14 protein-coding genes are annotated in these 16,352 nt (G+C 64.4%); 6 read left to right on the forward strand and 8 right to left on the reverse strand.

Annotation, left to right across the window (positions count from 1 at the left end):
- The first annotated feature begins 78 nt into the window (after nucleotides 1–78).
- The 3 genes from pth (at nucleotide 79) to C2H86_RS07985 (ending at nucleotide 3,773) form a co-directional block, all read left to right on the forward strand.
- Entirely contained in the window at nucleotides 79–663 is a 585-nt protein-coding gene (gene pth, locus C2H86_RS07975; protein WP_009686183.1) for an aminoacyl-tRNA hydrolase, read from the forward strand.
- 22 nt (nucleotides 664–685) lie between these two features.
- Nucleotides 686–1,786: a redox-regulated ATPase YchF gene (gene ychF, locus C2H86_RS07980; protein ID WP_103445718.1), complete on the forward strand. Its 1,101-nt coding sequence runs from the start codon at nucleotides 686–688 to the stop codon at nucleotides 1,784–1,786.
- A gap of 265 nt (nucleotides 1,787–2,051) precedes the next feature.
- Nucleotides 2,052–3,773, forward strand: a complete 1,722-nt coding sequence (locus C2H86_RS07985; RefSeq protein ID WP_159412132.1) for a SulP family inorganic anion transporter — start codon at nucleotides 2,052–2,054, stop codon at nucleotides 3,771–3,773.
- Here the strand turns inward: C2H86_RS07985 and C2H86_RS07990 are convergent.
- The 8 genes from C2H86_RS07990 to C2H86_RS08025 all read right to left on the reverse strand — a co-directional run bounded on the left by C2H86_RS07990 (nucleotide 3,770) and on the right by C2H86_RS08025 (nucleotide 12,405).
- Nucleotides 3,770–4,780 (reverse strand): DUF2955 domain-containing protein, encoded by a 1,011-nt coding sequence (locus C2H86_RS07990; protein ID WP_159412133.1) that lies wholly within the window; start codon nucleotides 4,778–4,780, stop codon nucleotides 3,770–3,772. The genes C2H86_RS07985 and C2H86_RS07990 overlap by 4 nt on opposite strands.
- Nucleotides 4,770–5,861 (reverse strand): HlyD family secretion protein, encoded by a 1,092-nt coding sequence (locus tag C2H86_RS07995; protein ID WP_159412134.1) that lies wholly within the window; start codon nucleotides 5,859–5,861, stop codon nucleotides 4,770–4,772. Before C2H86_RS07995 ends, C2H86_RS07990 begins: the two co-directional genes overlap by 11 nt.
- Nucleotides 5,858–7,372: an efflux transporter outer membrane subunit gene (locus C2H86_RS08000; RefSeq protein ID WP_159412135.1), complete on the reverse strand. Its 1,515-nt coding sequence runs from the start codon at nucleotides 7,370–7,372 to the stop codon at nucleotides 5,858–5,860. The genes C2H86_RS07995 and C2H86_RS08000 overlap by 4 nt, the downstream gene beginning before the upstream one ends.
- A gap of 3 nt (nucleotides 7,373–7,375) precedes the next feature.
- Entirely contained in the window at nucleotides 7,376–8,473 is a 1,098-nt protein-coding gene (locus C2H86_RS08005) for an AI-2E family transporter (RefSeq protein ID WP_159412136.1), read from the reverse strand.
- Between the two features lie 40 nt (nucleotides 8,474–8,513).
- Nucleotides 8,514–9,704 (reverse strand): monovalent cation:proton antiporter-2 (CPA2) family protein, encoded by a 1,191-nt coding sequence (locus C2H86_RS08010; RefSeq protein WP_159412137.1) that lies wholly within the window; start codon nucleotides 9,702–9,704, stop codon nucleotides 8,514–8,516.
- Between the two features lie 36 nt (nucleotides 9,705–9,740).
- On the reverse strand, nucleotides 9,741–10,559 hold the full coding sequence (ppk2, locus tag C2H86_RS08015) for a polyphosphate kinase 2 (protein WP_159412138.1): 819 nt from the start codon (nucleotides 10,557–10,559) through the stop codon (nucleotides 9,741–9,743).
- Between the two features lie 96 nt (nucleotides 10,560–10,655).
- Entirely contained in the window at nucleotides 10,656–11,276 is a 621-nt protein-coding gene (gene ycaC / locus C2H86_RS08020; RefSeq protein ID WP_159412139.1) for an isochorismate family cysteine hydrolase YcaC, read from the reverse strand.
- 109 nt (nucleotides 11,277–11,385) lie between these two features.
- On the reverse strand, nucleotides 11,386–12,405 hold the full coding sequence (locus C2H86_RS08025; RefSeq protein ID WP_159412140.1) for a transporter: 1,020 nt from the start codon (nucleotides 12,403–12,405) through the stop codon (nucleotides 11,386–11,388).
- Nucleotides 12,406–12,721: 316 nt separating this feature from the next.
- Between C2H86_RS08025 and C2H86_RS08030 the strand changes: the two genes are divergently transcribed.
- The 3 genes from C2H86_RS08030 (at nucleotide 12,722) to C2H86_RS08040 (ending at nucleotide 16,149) form a co-directional block, all read left to right on the forward strand.
- Complete coding sequence (locus tag C2H86_RS08030) at nucleotides 12,722–13,111, forward strand: YybH family protein (protein WP_159412141.1); 390 nt, start codon at nucleotides 12,722–12,724, stop codon at nucleotides 13,109–13,111.
- A 94-nt stretch (nucleotides 13,112–13,205) separates the two neighbouring features.
- Nucleotides 13,206–14,705 carry a purine-cytosine permease family protein gene (locus C2H86_RS08035; RefSeq protein ID WP_159412142.1) on the forward strand — a complete coding sequence of 500 codons (1,500 nt, stop codon included), beginning with the start codon at nucleotides 13,206–13,208 and terminating at the stop codon, nucleotides 14,703–14,705.
- Between the two features lie 13 nt (nucleotides 14,706–14,718).
- Nucleotides 14,719–16,149 carry an aldehyde dehydrogenase family protein gene (locus C2H86_RS08040; protein ID WP_159412143.1) on the forward strand — a complete coding sequence of 477 codons (1,431 nt, stop codon included), beginning with the start codon at nucleotides 14,719–14,721 and terminating at the stop codon, nucleotides 16,147–16,149.
- Nucleotides 16,150–16,352: the final 203 nt, after the last annotated feature.

Here is a 16,352-nt window from a genome sequence, read left to right on the forward strand (position 1 = left end):
ACTCGCGCGCCGGTGTTGATCGGGTTACAGTGCGCCCCGCGCCCTGTAACCCACCAACTCCAAGGAAGAGCCCCTGACGTGACCGCCATCCAGTTGATCGTTGGCCTGGGTAACCCCGGCCCCGAATACGAACAGACCCGGCATAACGCAGGGGCTCTTTTCGTTGAACGCATTGCCAGCGCCCAGCGTGTATCGCTCACCGCTGACAAGAAATATTTCGGCCTGACGGCTAAGTTCAGCCATCAGGGCAACGACGTTCGTTTGTTGATCCCCACCACCTACATGAACCGCAGCGGCCAGGCCGTGGCGGCATTGGCCAATTTCTTCCGCATCAAGCCGGAAGCGATCCTGGTGGCACACGACGAACTCGACCTGCCTCCGGGCGTTGCCAAGCTCAAGCGCGGCGGCGGCCATGGGGGGCACAACGGCCTGCGCGACATCATCGCGCAGCTCGGCAACCAGAACGACTTCCACCGCCTGCGGCTTGGCATTGGCCACCCGGGCGACGCCAAACTGGTCTCCAACTTCGTCCTGGGCCGCGCGCCGCGCGCCGAGCAGGAGAAGCTCGACGCCAGCATCGATTTTGCCCTCGGCGTGCTGCCGGACGTACTGGCCGGCGACTTCGCCAAGGCCATGCGCGAGCTGCACAGCCAGAAGGCCTGATTTCCTAGAGAGGGGAATACCCATGGGTTTCAATTGCGGCATCGTCGGCCTGCCCAACGTCGGCAAGTCCACCCTGTTCAACGCCCTGACCAAGTCTGGCATCGCGGCGGAGAACTTCCCTTTCTGCACCATCGAGCCGAACAGCGGCATCGTGCCGATGCCCGATGCGCGCCTGGCGGCGCTGGCGGAAATCGTCAAGCCTAACCGCATCCTGCCGACCACCATGGAATTCGTCGACATCGCAGGCCTGGTGGCCGGTGCGTCGAAAGGTGAAGGCCTGGGCAACAAGTTCCTCGCCAACATCCGCGAGACCGACGCCATCGCCCACGTGGTGCGCTGCTTCGAAGACGAAAACGTGATCCACGTTTCCAACAGCGTCGACCCCAAGCGCGACATCGAGATCATCGACCTCGAACTGATCTTCGCCGACCTCGACAGCTGCGAGAAGCAACTGCAGAAGGTTGCCCGCAACGCCAAGGGCGGCGACAAGGACGCCCTGGCACAGAAGGCGATTCTGGAAAAGCTGATCCCGCACTTCACCGAAGGCAAGCCTGCGCGCAGCCTGATGAAGAACATGGCTGACGACGAGAAGGCTGTCATCCGTGGCTTCCACCTGCTGACCAGCAAGCCGGTGATGTACATCGCCAACGTTGCCGAAGACGGCTTCGAAGATAACCCGCACCTGGACGTGGTCAAGGCCATCGCCGAAGAAGAAGGCGCGGTCGTGGTGCCGGTGTGCAACAAGATCGAAGCGGAAATCGCCGAGCTGGACGACGGTGAAGAGAAAGACATGTTCCTCGAGGCCCTGGGCCTGGAAGAGCCTGGCCTGAACCGCGTGATCCGCGCCGGTTACGAGCTGCTCAACCTGCAGACCTACTTCACTGCCGGCGTGCAGGAAGTCCGCGCCTGGACCGTACGCGTCGGTGCCACCGCCCCGCAGGCCGCTGGCGTGATCCACACCGACTTCGAAAAAGGCTTCATCCGCGCCGAAGTGGTGGCCTATGACGACTTCATCCAGTTCAAGGGTGAAGGCGGTGCCAAGGAAGCCGGTAAATGGCGCCTGGAAGGCAAGGACTACATCGTCAAAGACGGCGATGTGATGCACTTCCGCTTCAACGTCTAAGCGGCAGTCTGCAGTACTGAAAACCCCTTGAGGCCCATGGTTTCAAGGGGTTTTGTCTTTGAGCTTCTCCTGCACGATTGCCGGGGCTGCTTTGCAGCCCTTTCGCGACACAAGGCCGCTCCCACAAGTTCGGCGCTATCTTGGGGCTTGCACAGTACTTGTGGGAGCGGCCTTGTGTCGCGAAAGGGCCGCAGAGCGGCCCCAACTTTCTGCATCTAAGCTGAGTCTCTGAAGGGCCTGCGCCCTGCTCCCAAGAGCCTCGACCATGCATAACACGCCTCCCCGCTCGGGCTTCGACTGGCAGCGCTGGCTCCCCGGCCTGGCCACCCTGCTGCACTACCAGCCCGCCTGGCTGCCCAAGGACATCGCCGCCGGCCTGGTGCTCACCACCATGCTGGTGCCGGTCGGCATCGCCTACGCCGAAGCTTCCGGGGTACCGGGCATCTACGGCCTGTATGCCACCATCATCCCGCTGCTGGCCTATGCCCTGTTCGGTCCCAGCCGCATTCTGGTGCTAGGCCCGGACTCGGCACTGGCCGCGCCAATCCTGGCGGTGGTGGTGCAATACGCCGCCAGCGACCCACAGCGCGCCATCGCCATTGCCAGCATGATGGCGCTGGTGGCCGGTGCCTTCTGCGTGATCGCCGGGCTGCTCCGCCTGGGCTTCATCACCGAGCTGCTGTCCAAGCCGATCCGCTACGGCTACATGAACGGTATCGCCCTCACCGTGCTGATCAGCCAGCTGCCCAAGCTGTTCGGCATTGAAGTCGACAGCCAGGGGCCGCTGCGGGACGTCTGGAACCTGATCCAGGCGCTGTTTGCAGGCAATGGGCACTGGCCAAGCTTGATCATCGGCGCCGGCAGCCTGGTGCTGATCCTGCTGCTCAAACCCTTCAAGCGCATCCCGGGCATCCTGATCGCCGTGGTGCTGGCAACCCTGGCCGTGAGCCTGTTCAACCTCGACCAGATGGGCGTCAAGGTACTTGGCCAATTGCCCCAGGGTCTGCCCAGCTTCGTCTTCCCATGGGTCAGCGACATCGACCTGGTCGAAGTGGTACTGGGCGGGATTGCCGTGGCGCTGGTGTCGTTCGCCGATACCAGCGTGCTGTCGCGTTCCTATGCCGCGCGACTGAAGACCCCGGTCAACCCGAATCAGGAGATGTTCGGCTTGGGAGTGGCCAACCTGGCCTCCGGTCTGTTCCAGGGTATCCCGATCAGCAGCAGTTCGTCGCGCACACCAGTGGCCGAGGCGGCCGGCTCGAAAACCCAGCTCACCGGCATCATCGGCGCGCTGGCAGTAACCCTGTTGCTATTGGTCGCGCCCAACCTGATGCAGCACCTGCCCAACAGCGCATTGGCTGCCGTGGTGATCGCTGCGGCATTAGGGCTGTTCGAGTTCGCAGACCTCAAGCGCATCTTCCGCATGCAGCAGTGGGAGTTCTGGCTGTCTTTCACCTGCTTCGTCGGTGTCGCGGTGTTCGGCGCCATTCCGGGGATCTGCATTGCCGTGGCGATATCGGTGGTCGAATTCCTGTGGGACGGCTGGCGGCCACATTACGCCGTACTCGGGCGGGTCGATGGAACCCGTGGCTACCATGACGTGAAGCGTTATCCACAGGCGCGGCGGATTCCGGGGCTGGTGCTGCTGCGCTGGGATGCACCGCTGTTCTTCGCCAACGCCGAGCAGTTCCAGGGCACGGTGCTGGCGGCGGTGGATGAATCACCGACCCCGGTGCAGCGGCTGGTGATTGCGGCAGAACCGGTGACCAGCATCGATATCACGTCGGCAGACATGCTCGCCGAGCTTGATCGTACGCTGGAGGCTCGGGGGGTGGAGCTGCAGTTTGCCGAGATGAAAGACCCGGTGAAGGACAAGATGAAGCGCTTCGAGTTGTTCGAGCACATGGGCGAGAGGGCATTTCACCCTACGGTCGGGGCGGCGGTGGATGCCTACCTGGCAGATACCGGGATTGACTGGAAACCCTAGGCAGCCCGAACCCGGCGCCGGTCGATCCAGATCAACATGGCACTGGCATACAGCGACACGGCCACGAACAGCGCCATGCGCACCGCAAAGGCCTTGTACACATCCTGCCCGCCAGCACTGTCCTGCACCGACTGCCCGAGCAGGATCAGCATGGTCGTCAGGCAGCTCACCCAATACGCCGGGCTTTGCCGGGTATCCACCGCACGGTAGAGCCTGCGCGCCTGCCAGAGGACGAACAGCAGCACCCACAGGAAGAACATCCACAGGTGCACGAACAGGCTCAACGCGCCCCACACCAGCATCGCCAACACCCCGGCCAGCAAGGTCGAACCGATCAACTCACGACTGGCATGCCGAGCCCGCGTCTCCCCCGCCTGCTGCCCCAGGCTCACCGCCTTCATGATCAGTGGCATGAACTGGTCCGGGGCGATCAGCGCCAGCAGGAAGGCCGGCATGACGATAAGCGTGGCGCGCAGGGCAACCCAGCTGACATCCGCGCTGTCGAGCAAGGGCGGCGAAGGCTGCACAGGCGCGCCGGCCGGTTCAGGAAACAGCACATGGGCCAGCGCCGTACCCAGCACGGCCAGCAGCATGCCCTTGGCCAACGCCTCGACCACCGACAGCGCCAGGTCGAAATTGCGGGTACCAGCCGCCGCGATCATGGTCAGGCCGATCACCAGCAGGTTGGCCAGCAGGCCATTGCCGCCCATGAGCGCATAGCGCAAGACCAGATACACCCCCACGCCGACCAGCAGCACCCCGCTCAGCGGGGCATGGCGCAACAGCGGAATCAACAGCAGGCCGCTGCCGCAGCTGAGCATCACCAGTATCGCCAGCGCCGGCGCCGCCTTGATCGGCAGCGCCTCACTGCGCATGGCCAGTAATAGCGCCGCGAACACCGGCGCCAGGATCGGCACCGGCAAACCCAGGCCGAAACTGGTCGCCAGGCATAGCGCCACACCCCAGGCCAGGCGAAGCGCGCGCAGGCGACGCAGCTCAATAGGCATACGACAGCCAGCTCATCAGCCACATGAACACGCGGCCCAGCAGGTTCAGCGGGTTGCCTTCGCCGGGCAGTGCCATGACTTCGGCCTGGCCGCCCACACGCAAGCCGGACCTGTCTGTCAGCTGATCACGGTCGAGTTCGACGATCACCGGGAAGCGCTGCGCCGAACGCAACCAGTCGCGGGTGTTCTGCACGGTCGGCAAGCTTCCCGGGGGCGCAGGCTGGCCGACGCTCACGCCATAGCCGATGCTGCGGATCTGCCCTTTCAGCACCTTGCCGGGCATGGCATCGAGTACCACCAGCACCGGCGCGCCAGGGCGCAGGCGGCCAAGGTTGTTCTCGGTCATGTCGGCACTTATCCACACATCATGGATGGCGATCAGGGTCATCATCGGGCTGCCGGCGCCCACGTAGTGGCCCACGTCGGTGCGCAGGTCGGTGATCAAGCCGTCGGTGTCGGCGCGGACCACCGTGCGGGCCAGGTCCAGGCGGGCTTTTTCCACATTGGCTGCGGCGCTGCGCAGTTGCGCGTTGTCGGCATCGGCCCCGCCCTGCTGCTCACGGGCCCGTTGTACCTCGGCGCGCGCGGCGGCCACCTGGCTGATGGCCTGGTCGCGGGTGGCCTGGGCGCCTTCCAGGCGGCGCACCGATACCGTTCCCGGGTCTTCGTCGATCAGTCGCTTGAGCCGTTCGGCATCCTGGCGCGCCTTGCGTTCGTTGGCCTGGGCCGCCACCAGCGCGGCCTGGGCCGAATCGATGCCGGCGGTACTGGCGCCGATCTGCCGGCGCACGGTATCCAGGTCGGCTTCGGCGCGGGCCAGGGCGATGCGGTACTGGTCCTGGTCCAGTTCGAACAGCACATCGCCCTGGCGCACTTCCTGGTTGTTGCCCACGGCCACGCGCTTGATCTGCCCGGCCACTTCGGCGGCCACCGGCACCACGTAGGCCTGCAGCCGGGCTTGCTGGGTGTAGGGCGTGAAGCGGTCGGCCAGCAGGTACCAGACCAGGCTGACGACGATCACTATCAACACCCAGCGCATGCCGCGATCGGGGGCTGGCGGGGTGTGCGCGGCGTCACTCATTTCGGCTCACCTTGTTCGGAATCGGCAGGGGCCGGCTCGTCGAGCAGGCCGCCCCAATCGGTACGGTTTTCCATCTGCTGACGGGTGGCCGGGTCGATCGGTTTGCGGTGGTTGTCCCAGCCGCCACCCAGCGCCTTGTACAAGCTCACCAGGCTGCTCACCGCATTGCCACGGCTGACCAGGTAGCCATCCTGCTGTTGCAACAGCAGTTGCTGGGCGTCCAGCACACGCTGGAAGTCGGCAAAACCTTCCTGGTACTGCGAGCTGGCCAAGGTCAGCGAACGCTGGGCGGCCTGCGAGGCATCCTGGCGAATGCTGGCGCTCTGCAGCGAACGCACCAGGCCGCTGGCGGCGTCGTCGGCCTCGTGCGCGGCTTCACGCACGCGCTGGTGATACAGCTCGATCAATTGCTGCAGGCGGGCGTCCTCGACCCGCACGGCGTTCTTGCGCCGGCCGTAGTCGAACGGGTTCCAGATCATGCTCGGCCCCACCGCCAGGTCGAAGGTGTTGGGCAGATGGCTGGCCGACAGGAAGGTCCAGCCAATACTGCCCAGCAGGCTCAACTGTGGATAAAGGTCTGCCTCGGCCACGCCCACCAGCGCCGATTGCGCCGCCACCGCCTGTTCAGCCGCGCGGATGTCCGGGCGCCGTTGCAGCAGGCTGGCCGGCACGTCCTGCAACACTGCGCGGTCCGGCAACGGCAACTGCCCGTGGCGCGCCTCCAGTTCGGGCAACGGGCCCGGTGGCCTGCCAAGCAGCGAGCAGAGCACGTTGCGCAAGGCATTGAGCTGGTTTTCAAACTCGGGGATGGTGGCCAGGGTGGCCAGGTACTGGGTACGCGCCTGCTGCCAGTCGAGCTCGTCGTTCTCGCCGTGGCGGAACAGCCGCTCGGTGATCTGCAGGCTGCGTGCCTGGCGCTTGGCGTTTTCTTGCGCAATGTCCAGCCGCGCTTCGGCGGTGCGCAGGGCGAAATAGGTGTCGGCCACCTGCGCACGTAGCAGCAGCATGGCATCGGCGTAATTGGCCTGAGAGGCGAAGTAGAACGCATCGGCGCTCTCGATGGCGCGACTGAAACGGCCCCAGAAGTCGATTTCCCAACCGATGTCGAAGCCCACGCTGGACTGCCAGAACACCGAGTCGCGCGCAGTGGACGTGCCGGACTGGTCTTGCTTCAGGTACAGGCTCTGCGCGCTCAACTGCTGCAGCTGTGGATAACGCCCGGTCTGCACGATGGCCAGCTGCGCCCGCGCCTCGGCAATGCGCAGGCCGGCCACACGCAAGTTAGTGTTGTTGGCGTCAGCTTCGGCGATCAGGCCTGCAAGCGTCGGGTCGGCGAACACCAGCCACCACTGACGCAGGTCCGGTGCTGACGCAAAGCGCCCGGCCTGCTCCAGCAGGGGCGTGCTCCAGCTGTCCAGCCATGGGTCCTGGAGCTTCTCGAAGTCCGGTCCGATCTGGGTACAGCCGGCCAGAAACATCAGCAGTCCCAGGCCATAGCAGGGTTTGGACATGGTTCAGGCCGCAGGCGGGGTCGGTTGCTCCGGTACCTGCAGCGCCACCCATTGCCAGAAGAGTACGTAGGTCACGCCAAGGATCACCGGGCCGATGAACAGGCCGATGATGCCTTTGACCACCATGCCGCCCAAGGCACCAATCAACACCACCGGCATTGGTACATCCACCCCGCGCCCCAGCAGCAGCGGCTTGAGCACGTTGTCGGCAAGCCCGGCAACGAAGGTATAGACGGCAAAGATGATGGTCGCGGCGGTGAAACCCTCGACATTGAACACATAGATGATCACCGGTACAGTGACCAGCGTCGCGGGTGCCTGGGCGATCCCCAGCATGAGGATGACGATGGCCAGCATGCCGGCACCTGGCACCCCTTTGATCACGAAACCGACGCCAATCAGCAGCATCTGGATGAAGGCAATGCCGATCACGCCCTGGGCCACGGCACGAATGGTTGCGGTGCACAGCTGAGCCAGCGGCTTGCCGCGCTCCTCGCCGGAGACCCGAATGGCAATGCGCTGCGCCGCGACTTCACCACGCTCGCCAAAGGCCATGATCACGCCAGAAATGATAATCGCGCCGATGAACAGCAGAAACGCACCACCGGCACTGGCTGCGGCGCCCAGCACCGTAAGCCCCGCACCTTTGAGCTGTGGCAGCCACTGGTTGAGGACACTGGCCATGTTTTGCGATGCAGACAGCCACAATGCATACAACTTGGGCCCGATCAGCGGCCAGGTCGCCACCGACTCGGGCGGGGTTGGCACGCTCCAGCTACCGCTCTTGAGCAGCGTCACCAGGCTGTCCACCGACTCGCCAATCGACATCACCACCAGGTAGACCGGAACCAGCAGCACGATCAGCACCAGCAGCACCACCAGTGTTGCCACATAACCATCCTTGATGCCGGTGCCGCGCCTTATCCGCAAGTACAACGGATACAGCGTCACCGCCAGAATCACCGACCACAGCATCAGCTCCAGGAACGGCTGGAAAACCTGGAAGGCGAACATCACCAGGGCGGCCACCAGGCCCGCCTTGATCAGCACGTCGAGCAGACCCCGCGACAGGGCACTGTCCAGCTTCAAACTCGGCTGCATGTTTCACCTCCGAACGTCAGGCGCGCCGGCAAGGCGCTATTCAGTGGCCCGTCTCGGCTACCGGGCGGTCCTTGTCACGCAACTGCCGCGCCAGGGCCATCATCACCAGGGGCACCACCACCATCGACAGCGTGATGGCGAGCACCAGCAAGTCATGAACCTGTTGCGTCAACACCTGGTGATCCAGCGCCAGCTTGAACACCACGAAGGCGAATTCCCCCCCGGACGCCAGCACGATCGCCAGGCACAACGCCTCGGCGCGGTTAAGCCCGCCTGCCCTGCGCCCCAGCACGAGCAACAGGGGCATCTTGATCACCACCAGCAGCAACGTCAGCCCCAGCACGATCAGAGGCATGCCGAACAACAACTGCAAGTCGGCACTCATGCCGACGCCGACGAAGAACAACCCGAGGAGCAGGCCCTTGAGCGGTTCAATCTGGGTTTCCAGCTCATGCCGAAAAGGCGAGTCGGCCATCAACACACCGGCAAGGAAGGCGCCCAGGGCCATGGATACACCGACATGCTCCATCAACCAGGCAGTGCCCAGCACCACCAGCAAGGCAGTCGCCGTGGACAATTCGGGCAAACCCGAACCGACCGTCCATTTGAATACCGGGGTCAACAGATAGCGGCCAAAAATGATCACCACACCAATGCCCGCCGCCACCGCCAGCAGTGGCCAGGAACCTTCGTCAGCGGTACTGACATCGCCACCGAGCAGCGGCACTACGGCAATCAAGGGAATCGCCGCGATGTCCTGGAACAGCAGGATGGCCACGGCCAGGCGACCGTGTGGTTTGCCCAGGTCCTTGCGTTGGGCCAGCACCTGCAAGCTGAAAGCCGTCGACGACAGCGCCAGCCCCAGACCCAGCACGATGGCCGCCGCTTTCGATTGGCCAAACAGGAAGTACGCCAACAGGCCGAGTACCACCGCCGTCAGCCCCACCTGCAACGAGCCGATGCCGAACAGTGCCCTGCGCATGGTCCACAGCCGCCGTGGCGACAGCTCCAGGCCAATGACGAACAACAGCATCACCACGCCCATCTCCGACAGACGGGCGACGTTTTCGGGGTTACCCAGCAGGCCGAGCACCGAGGGCCCGATCAGGATGCCGGCCAGCAGATAACCGGGCACGGCACCCATTTTCAAACGCTGCGCCAGCGGCACCAGAAGCACCACGGCCAGCAGGAACACTACCGTTGCCTGCAGCAAGCTGCCGTCATGAGGCATAGGTTCGCACCCTTGCAACTCCCCCGCCGGGAGGGTTCAGAAACGCTCTTCAACCACTTTGAATGGATAAGGCACAGCCTTGTATTTGCCGATCTTGCCGCGCTTGGGCAGCTTCACCACCTCATCGCGGGTGATGTCCTTGTAGGGGATGCGGGTCAGCATGTGGCTGATGATGTTCAGCCGGGCACGCCGCTTGTCGTTGGAGTGCGCCATGAACCACGGCGCCCAGGACGAATCGGAGGCGGCGAACATGTCGTCACGGGCCCGGGTGTAGTCATCCCAGCGGGTGTACGACCTGAGGTCCATGGGTGACAGCTTCCACAACTTGCGCCCGTCGTTGATGCGGTCCTGCAGGCGACGGGTCTGCTCCTCTGCGCTGACTTCGAGCCAGTACTTGATGAGGATGATGCCCGACTCGACCATCATCTTTTCGAACAGCGGCACCACGGAGAGGAACTTGGCGCTCTGCTCTTCACTGCAGAACCCCATCACCCGCTCGACGCCGGCGCGGTTGTACCAGCTGCGGTCGAAGATCACCACCTCGCCGGCGGCAGGCAGATGGCGCAGGTAGCGTTGCACATACATCTGGGTCTTTTCCCGCTCGGTCGGTGCCGGCAGCGCCACCACCCGAAACACTCGTGGGCTGACCCGCTCGGTGATGGCCTTGATGGTGCCGCCCTTGCCGGCACCATCACGGCCCTCGAACACGATGCAGACCTTCAGCCCCTTGGCCACCACCCACTCCTGCAGTTTCACGAGTTCCACGTGCAGTTTCTTGAGCGCTTGCTCATAGGCCTTGCCGCCCAGTTTCTCTGCGTGCTCTTTCGCATCGTTGTTCTTGGAAGGCTTGGCCATGGCACTCTCCTGAGGGCGAATGAAGAGTCAGTATGGTCGATTCATGACAATTTGCCGTTTCGCTTGTCAAGGCAAATTGCCGCGCCCCGGCAGCCCTTACTTCGCCAGTTTGTTGTAGCTGGTCATCAGGTTGCGATAGTCCGGAATATGGTTGGAGAACAGCGTGCCGAGGCCTTCGATATCGTTGCGCCAGTCGCGGTGCAGCTCGCAGGCCACGCCGAACCAGGTCATCAGCTGGGCACCGGCTGCCTCCATGCGTCGCCAGGCCGAATCACGGGTCAGCTCGTTGAACGTGCCAGAGGCGTCGGTGACCACGAACACCTCAAAGCCCTCCTCCAGCGCCGACAAGGCCGGGAAGGCTACGCAGACCTCGGTGACCACCCCGGCAATCAGCAGCTGTTTCTTGCCGGTGGCTTTCACGGCCTTGACGAAGTCTTCGTTATCCCAGGCATTGATGTTGCCGGGGCGAGCGATATAGGGGGCGTCGGGGAACTGCGCCTTGAGTTCGGGCACCAGCGGGCCGTTAGGGCCGGTTTCGAAGCTGGTGGTGAGGATGGTCGGCAGCTTGAAGTACTTGGCCAGGTCAGAAAGTGCCAGCACGTTGTTCTTGAAGCGGTCGGGGTCGATGTCGCGGACCAGTGAAAGCAGGCCGGTCTGGTGATCGACCAGCAGGACGGCGGCGTTGTTCTTGTCCAGACGCTTGTATTGGAAGGCCATGGCGGAACTCCTTGCTCTGACGGGTTGGGACTATCAGCGTAGGCAAGGATGAGAGATGGGAGGGACCGTCAGTCGGTTCGCCTGCGCCCGCAAAGCGGCAGGCGCGATCTCAGTACTCCCGACGCTTGCTGAACGCCCAGCGCCCGGCCAGGAAGGTGAAGGTCGCCACCAGTGCCACCAGCAGCCAGAAGCCGTTCGGATCGTCCGAGAGCGGCACGCCGCCGACGTTCATGCCGAAGAAGCCGGCGATGATGTTGATCGGCAGCGCCAGCACGGTGACCACGGTCAGGGTGAACAGGGTGCGGTTGGTCTGCTCGTTGAGCTTGGCAGCGATTTCTTCCTGCAGCAGCTTGATCCGCTCGCCCAGGGCGGTCAGGTCGCTGATCACCAGGGTGAATTCTTCGGTGGCCGCGCGCAGCTGGCGCATGTCCTGTTCCTGCAGCCATTCTGGTGGGCGGTTGAGCAGGCGCAGCAAGGCGCCGGGCTCGAGCGCCAGCAGGCGCTGCAGGCGCACCAGCACCCGGCGCATGCTGCTAAGTTCCGCGCGGTTGTCACTCAGGCGCTGGGACAGCAGCTGGTCTTCGATGCGGTCGACGCTGGTGGTGGTCTCGCGCACGATCTGGGTCAGCAGGTCGCCCTGATCACGCAGCAAGTGCACCAGCAGTTCGATCGGTGAATGGAAGCGCTCGCCCTGCTTCACCGATGAGCGCAGCTTGTCCACGGAATGCAACGGCTGCAACCGCGCACTCACCAGCAGCCGGCTGCTGGCGCAGGCCCAGAGTGTGGAGACGTCCGACGACACCAGGCCGAAGTTGAACACCACGTCGTTGACCACGGCCAGCAGGGTCGAGTCGGCATGTTCGATGCGTGTCGAGCGCGAGCCTTCGCGCAAGGTTTCAAAGAACGCCTCCGGCAACGCCAGGTGCGAACGCAGCCAGCGCTCGCAGGCGGCGTGGGCGAGGTTCAGGTGCAGCCAGAGGAATTCATCCGGGTCTTGCGGCTCGCTGAGCTTGCGCAGCACCTGAGCCGAATCGAGCTCGCGGCCAGGCTGGCCAGGGCGGAAGGAGAAGGCGTAGAGCAGGCCGAACAGGTCGTGTTCCTGCTGGGGGTACAGCGCGTGATGGCCCATTCGAACTCGCAATGAGGCAGTGGGGCGGAGACTGTGAGGGTGCGCGCTGCAGATTGCAGTTCGATGACAGATGGGTTCGCCTTGGGCCTTGTTGCGCCTGGGAGATCGAGCGCCGCCCGCGCGGCGCATCGCGGATAAATCCGCTCCTACATTTGTTGCAACGTGCCAAACCTGACAGGCCATGATTGCCTGCCTTGTGCCATGGCACTCACTTCACAGATTTCTGAACTAATTATTTCTCCTCCGCGATTTTTCCCCTCGCCCGCCCCCACCAGAATCGCTTCACCACAATCACAATAACCGTGAGGCCACTCCCGTGGACCAGACACTTCAGGTACGGCAAGCTGCCGCCGACCTCGTCGCTGCCTTTGCCAGCAACGACACCGCCCGCTACTTCGCCTGCTTCAGCGAAGACGCCACTTTCCTCTTCCACACCTTGCCGCAACCACTGCTGTCGCGGCGTGCCTATGAAGACCTCTGGGCCCAATGGCAGGCCGAGGGTTTTGCCGTGCTCGGCTGTGAGTCGAGCAACGTGCAGGTGAGCCTGCAGGGCGACGTGGCGATCTTCATGCACGACGTGGCCACGCACATCCGCATTGCCGGTGAAGCGCACCAGCTGGCCGAGCGCGAGACCATCGTCTTCCGCCGCCACGGCGAACAATGGCTGGCGTGCCACGAGCACCTGTCGGTCGTCACCGCAGCCTGATCCGAATTTACGCGGCCTTGCCGCACTGCCATCGCACCCACAAGAGGGCCCGCGCACCGCGACGGGCCTACAACAACCGCGCTGGAGCATCAACATGAGCCACTCGACCGGTATCGAGACCAATGGCGTCGAACAGATCCCCGACGATCAACGCGACGCCTCCCCGCTGGACCTGTTCCGCCTGATCTTTGGCGGTGCCAACACCTTCGCCACTGCCGTGCTGGGCAGCTTCCCGGTGCTGTTCGGGCTGTCGTTCCAGGCCGGGGTCTGGGCGATCCTGCTCGGCGTCGGCGTGGGCGCGCTGATCCTGGCGCCGATGGGCCTGTTCGGGGCACTCAACGGCACCAACAACGCCGTATCGTCGGGCGCGCACTTCGGCGTGCACGGGCGCATCGTCGGCTCGTTTCTGTCGCTGCTCACCGCCGTGGCGTTCTTCTCGCTGTCGGTGTGGAGTTCAGGTGATGCCCTGGTCGGCGGCGCCAAGCGCCTGGCCGGGTTGCCGGAAACCGACCTGACCCTGGGCCTGGCCTACGGCCTGTTCGCGGTGCTGGTGCTGGTGGTGTGCATCTTCGGCTTCCGCTTCATGCTGTGGGTCAACAAGATCGCCGTGTGGGCTTCGAGCCTGCTGTTCCTGCTGGGTATCTTCGCCTTTGCCGGGCCGTTCGACGCGGGCTTTGCCGGTAGCGTCAACCTCAGCCAGCCGGGCTTCTGGGCAGCCTTCGTCGGCGCGGCGATCCTGGCCATGAGCAACCCGGTGTCGTTCGGCGCCTTCCTCGGTGACTGGTCGCGCTACATCCCGCGGCAAACGCCGAAATCGCGCATCATGCTGGCGGTGATCGCCGCCCAGGTCGCCACGCTGATCCCGTTCCTGTTCGGCCTGTGCACCGCCACCCTGGTGGCCACCCAGGCGCCTGACTACATCGCCGCCAACAACTACGTCGGCGGCCTGCTGGCCGTGGCGCCGAGCTGGTTCTTCCTGCCGGTGTGCCTGATTGCGGTGATCGGCGGCATGTCCACCGGCACCACCGCGCTGTATGGCACCGGCCTGGACATGTCCAGCGTGTTCCCGCGCCTGCTCAGCCGCGCTGGCGCCACCCTGCTGATCGGTGTACTGGCGATCGGTTTCATCTTCATTGGCCGCTTCACATTCAACCTGGTGCAGAGCGTGTCGACCTTCGCCGTGCTGATCATCACCTGCACCAGCCCATGGATGGTGATCATGATCCTCGGCCTGATCACTCGCCGCGGCTTCTACCACGCTGACGACCTGCAGGTGTTCACCCGCGGCCAGCGAGGCGGCCACTACTGGTTCCTGCATGGCTGGAACTGGCGCGGCATGGGCGCGTGGATCCCCAGCGCGATGGTCGGCCTGTGTTTCGTCAACCTGCCAGGGCAGTTCGTCGGCCCGCTGGGCGACCTGGCCGGCGGCATCGACCTGAGCCTGCCGGTGACCCTGGGCCTGGCCGGCGTGCTGTACCTGCTGCTGCTCAACCTGTTCCCTGAACCTGCTGGCGTATATGGCCCGAATGGCCCGCGCTGGGTGCGCTGCACAAGCGCCCCGCGCACGCCGGTGACCACCGCCGAAATGGCCTGACTGGATACCGACCATGACCACTTCCCACTATATCGCCGGCCGCTGGGTCGAAGGCCAGGGCAGCGACTGCATCAGCGTCAGCGAGCCTGCGCTGGGCCTGCCCTTCGCCGAACTGATGGCCGCCAGCGTGGCTCAGGTCGACCAGGCCGTGGCCGCTGCCCGTGATGCCCTGCCTGCCTGGAAAAAGGTCAGCGCCAGCACGCGCGCGGCCTTCCTGCGCGGCTTTGCCGAGCAGCTCGGCCAACGCCGTGAAGAACTGATCACACTGCAGATGCGCAACAACGGCAAGCCGCGCCACGAGGCCGAGATCGACCTGGATGATGCGGTCGCCACCTTCGCCTACTACGCCGAGCTGGCCGAACAACTGCCATCGAAGAACCGTGACGTGCCGTTGGCCGCAGCGGGCTTCACTGCTCGCACCCGCCTGGAACCGGTGGGCGTGGTCGGCCTGATCGTACCGTGGAACTTCCCGCTGGTAACCAGCGCCTGGAAGCTAGCCCCGGCCCTGGCGGCCGGTTGCACCGTGGTGCTCAAACCGTCGGAAGTGACGCCGCTGATCGAGCAGACTTACGGCCAGATCGCCGACGCCCTGGGCTTGCCTGCTGGCGTGCTGAACATCGTCAACGGCAAGGCCGAGACCGGTGCCGCGCTGAGCAGCCACAGCGGCCTCGACAAGCTGTCGTTCACCGGTAGCAACAACGTTGGCAGCCAGGTCATGCGCAGCGCTTCGGCACAGTGCCGGCCGGTGACCCTGGAGCTGGGTGGCAAGTCGGCGATCGTGGTGTTCGACGACTGCGACCCGGACCAGGCGGTGGAATGGATTGTTGCCGGTATCACCTGGAACGCCGGGCAGATGTGTTCGGCCACTTCGCGCCTGCTGGTGCAGGACGGCATTGCCGACGTGCTGCTGCCGCGCCTGCAGGCCGCACTGCAAAAGCTGCGGGTCGGTAACCCGCTGACCGAAGAGGTCGACATGGGGCCCCTGACCAGCCAGGCGCAGTGGCTGAAGGTTGCCAGCTACTTCGCGACGGCGCGTGAGGAGGGCCTGCATTGCCTGACCGGCGGGCAGGCGCTGGACCGTGAGGGCTGGTTCGTGAGCCCGACCCTGTATGCCGATGTGCCGAAGGACAGCCGCCTCTGGACTGAAGAGATCTTTGGCCCGGTGCTGTGTGCACGTCGCTTCGCAACGGAAGAACAGGCCATTGCCGAGGCCAACGACAGCCGCTTCGGGCTGGTCGCCACGGTCTGCTCCGGCGACCTTGAGCGCGCCGAGCGCGTGGCCGATGCGCTGGAGGTCGGGCATGTGTGGATCAACTCGGTGCAGGCGGTGTTTGTAGAGACCTCGTGGGGCGGCACCAAGGGCAGCGGGATCGGCCGGGAGCTGGGGCCTTGGGGGTTGTCGGCCTACCAGTCGGTTAAGCATGTGACCCGGTGTTTGGGGTGATGGCCTAGGGGTGCCCGCCACAGCACCTTTGTCGCTTGTGAGAACGAGCGCCGCACGGGCGGCGCTCAATCTCCCAGGCGCAGAATCTCTAACGGCGAACAGACAGTTTCCCACACAGATTTCGCCCCCCAGTGACTTTCCCCACTCCTCCCTGAGTCCCACTCCCTGGTACCCCCACAATCACAACACCAGGCCGGACCACC

The organism is Pseudomonas putida (genome assembly GCF_009883635.2).
GTDB classification, from domain to species: domain Bacteria; phylum Pseudomonadota; class Gammaproteobacteria; order Pseudomonadales; family Pseudomonadaceae; genus Aquipseudomonas; species Aquipseudomonas putida_W.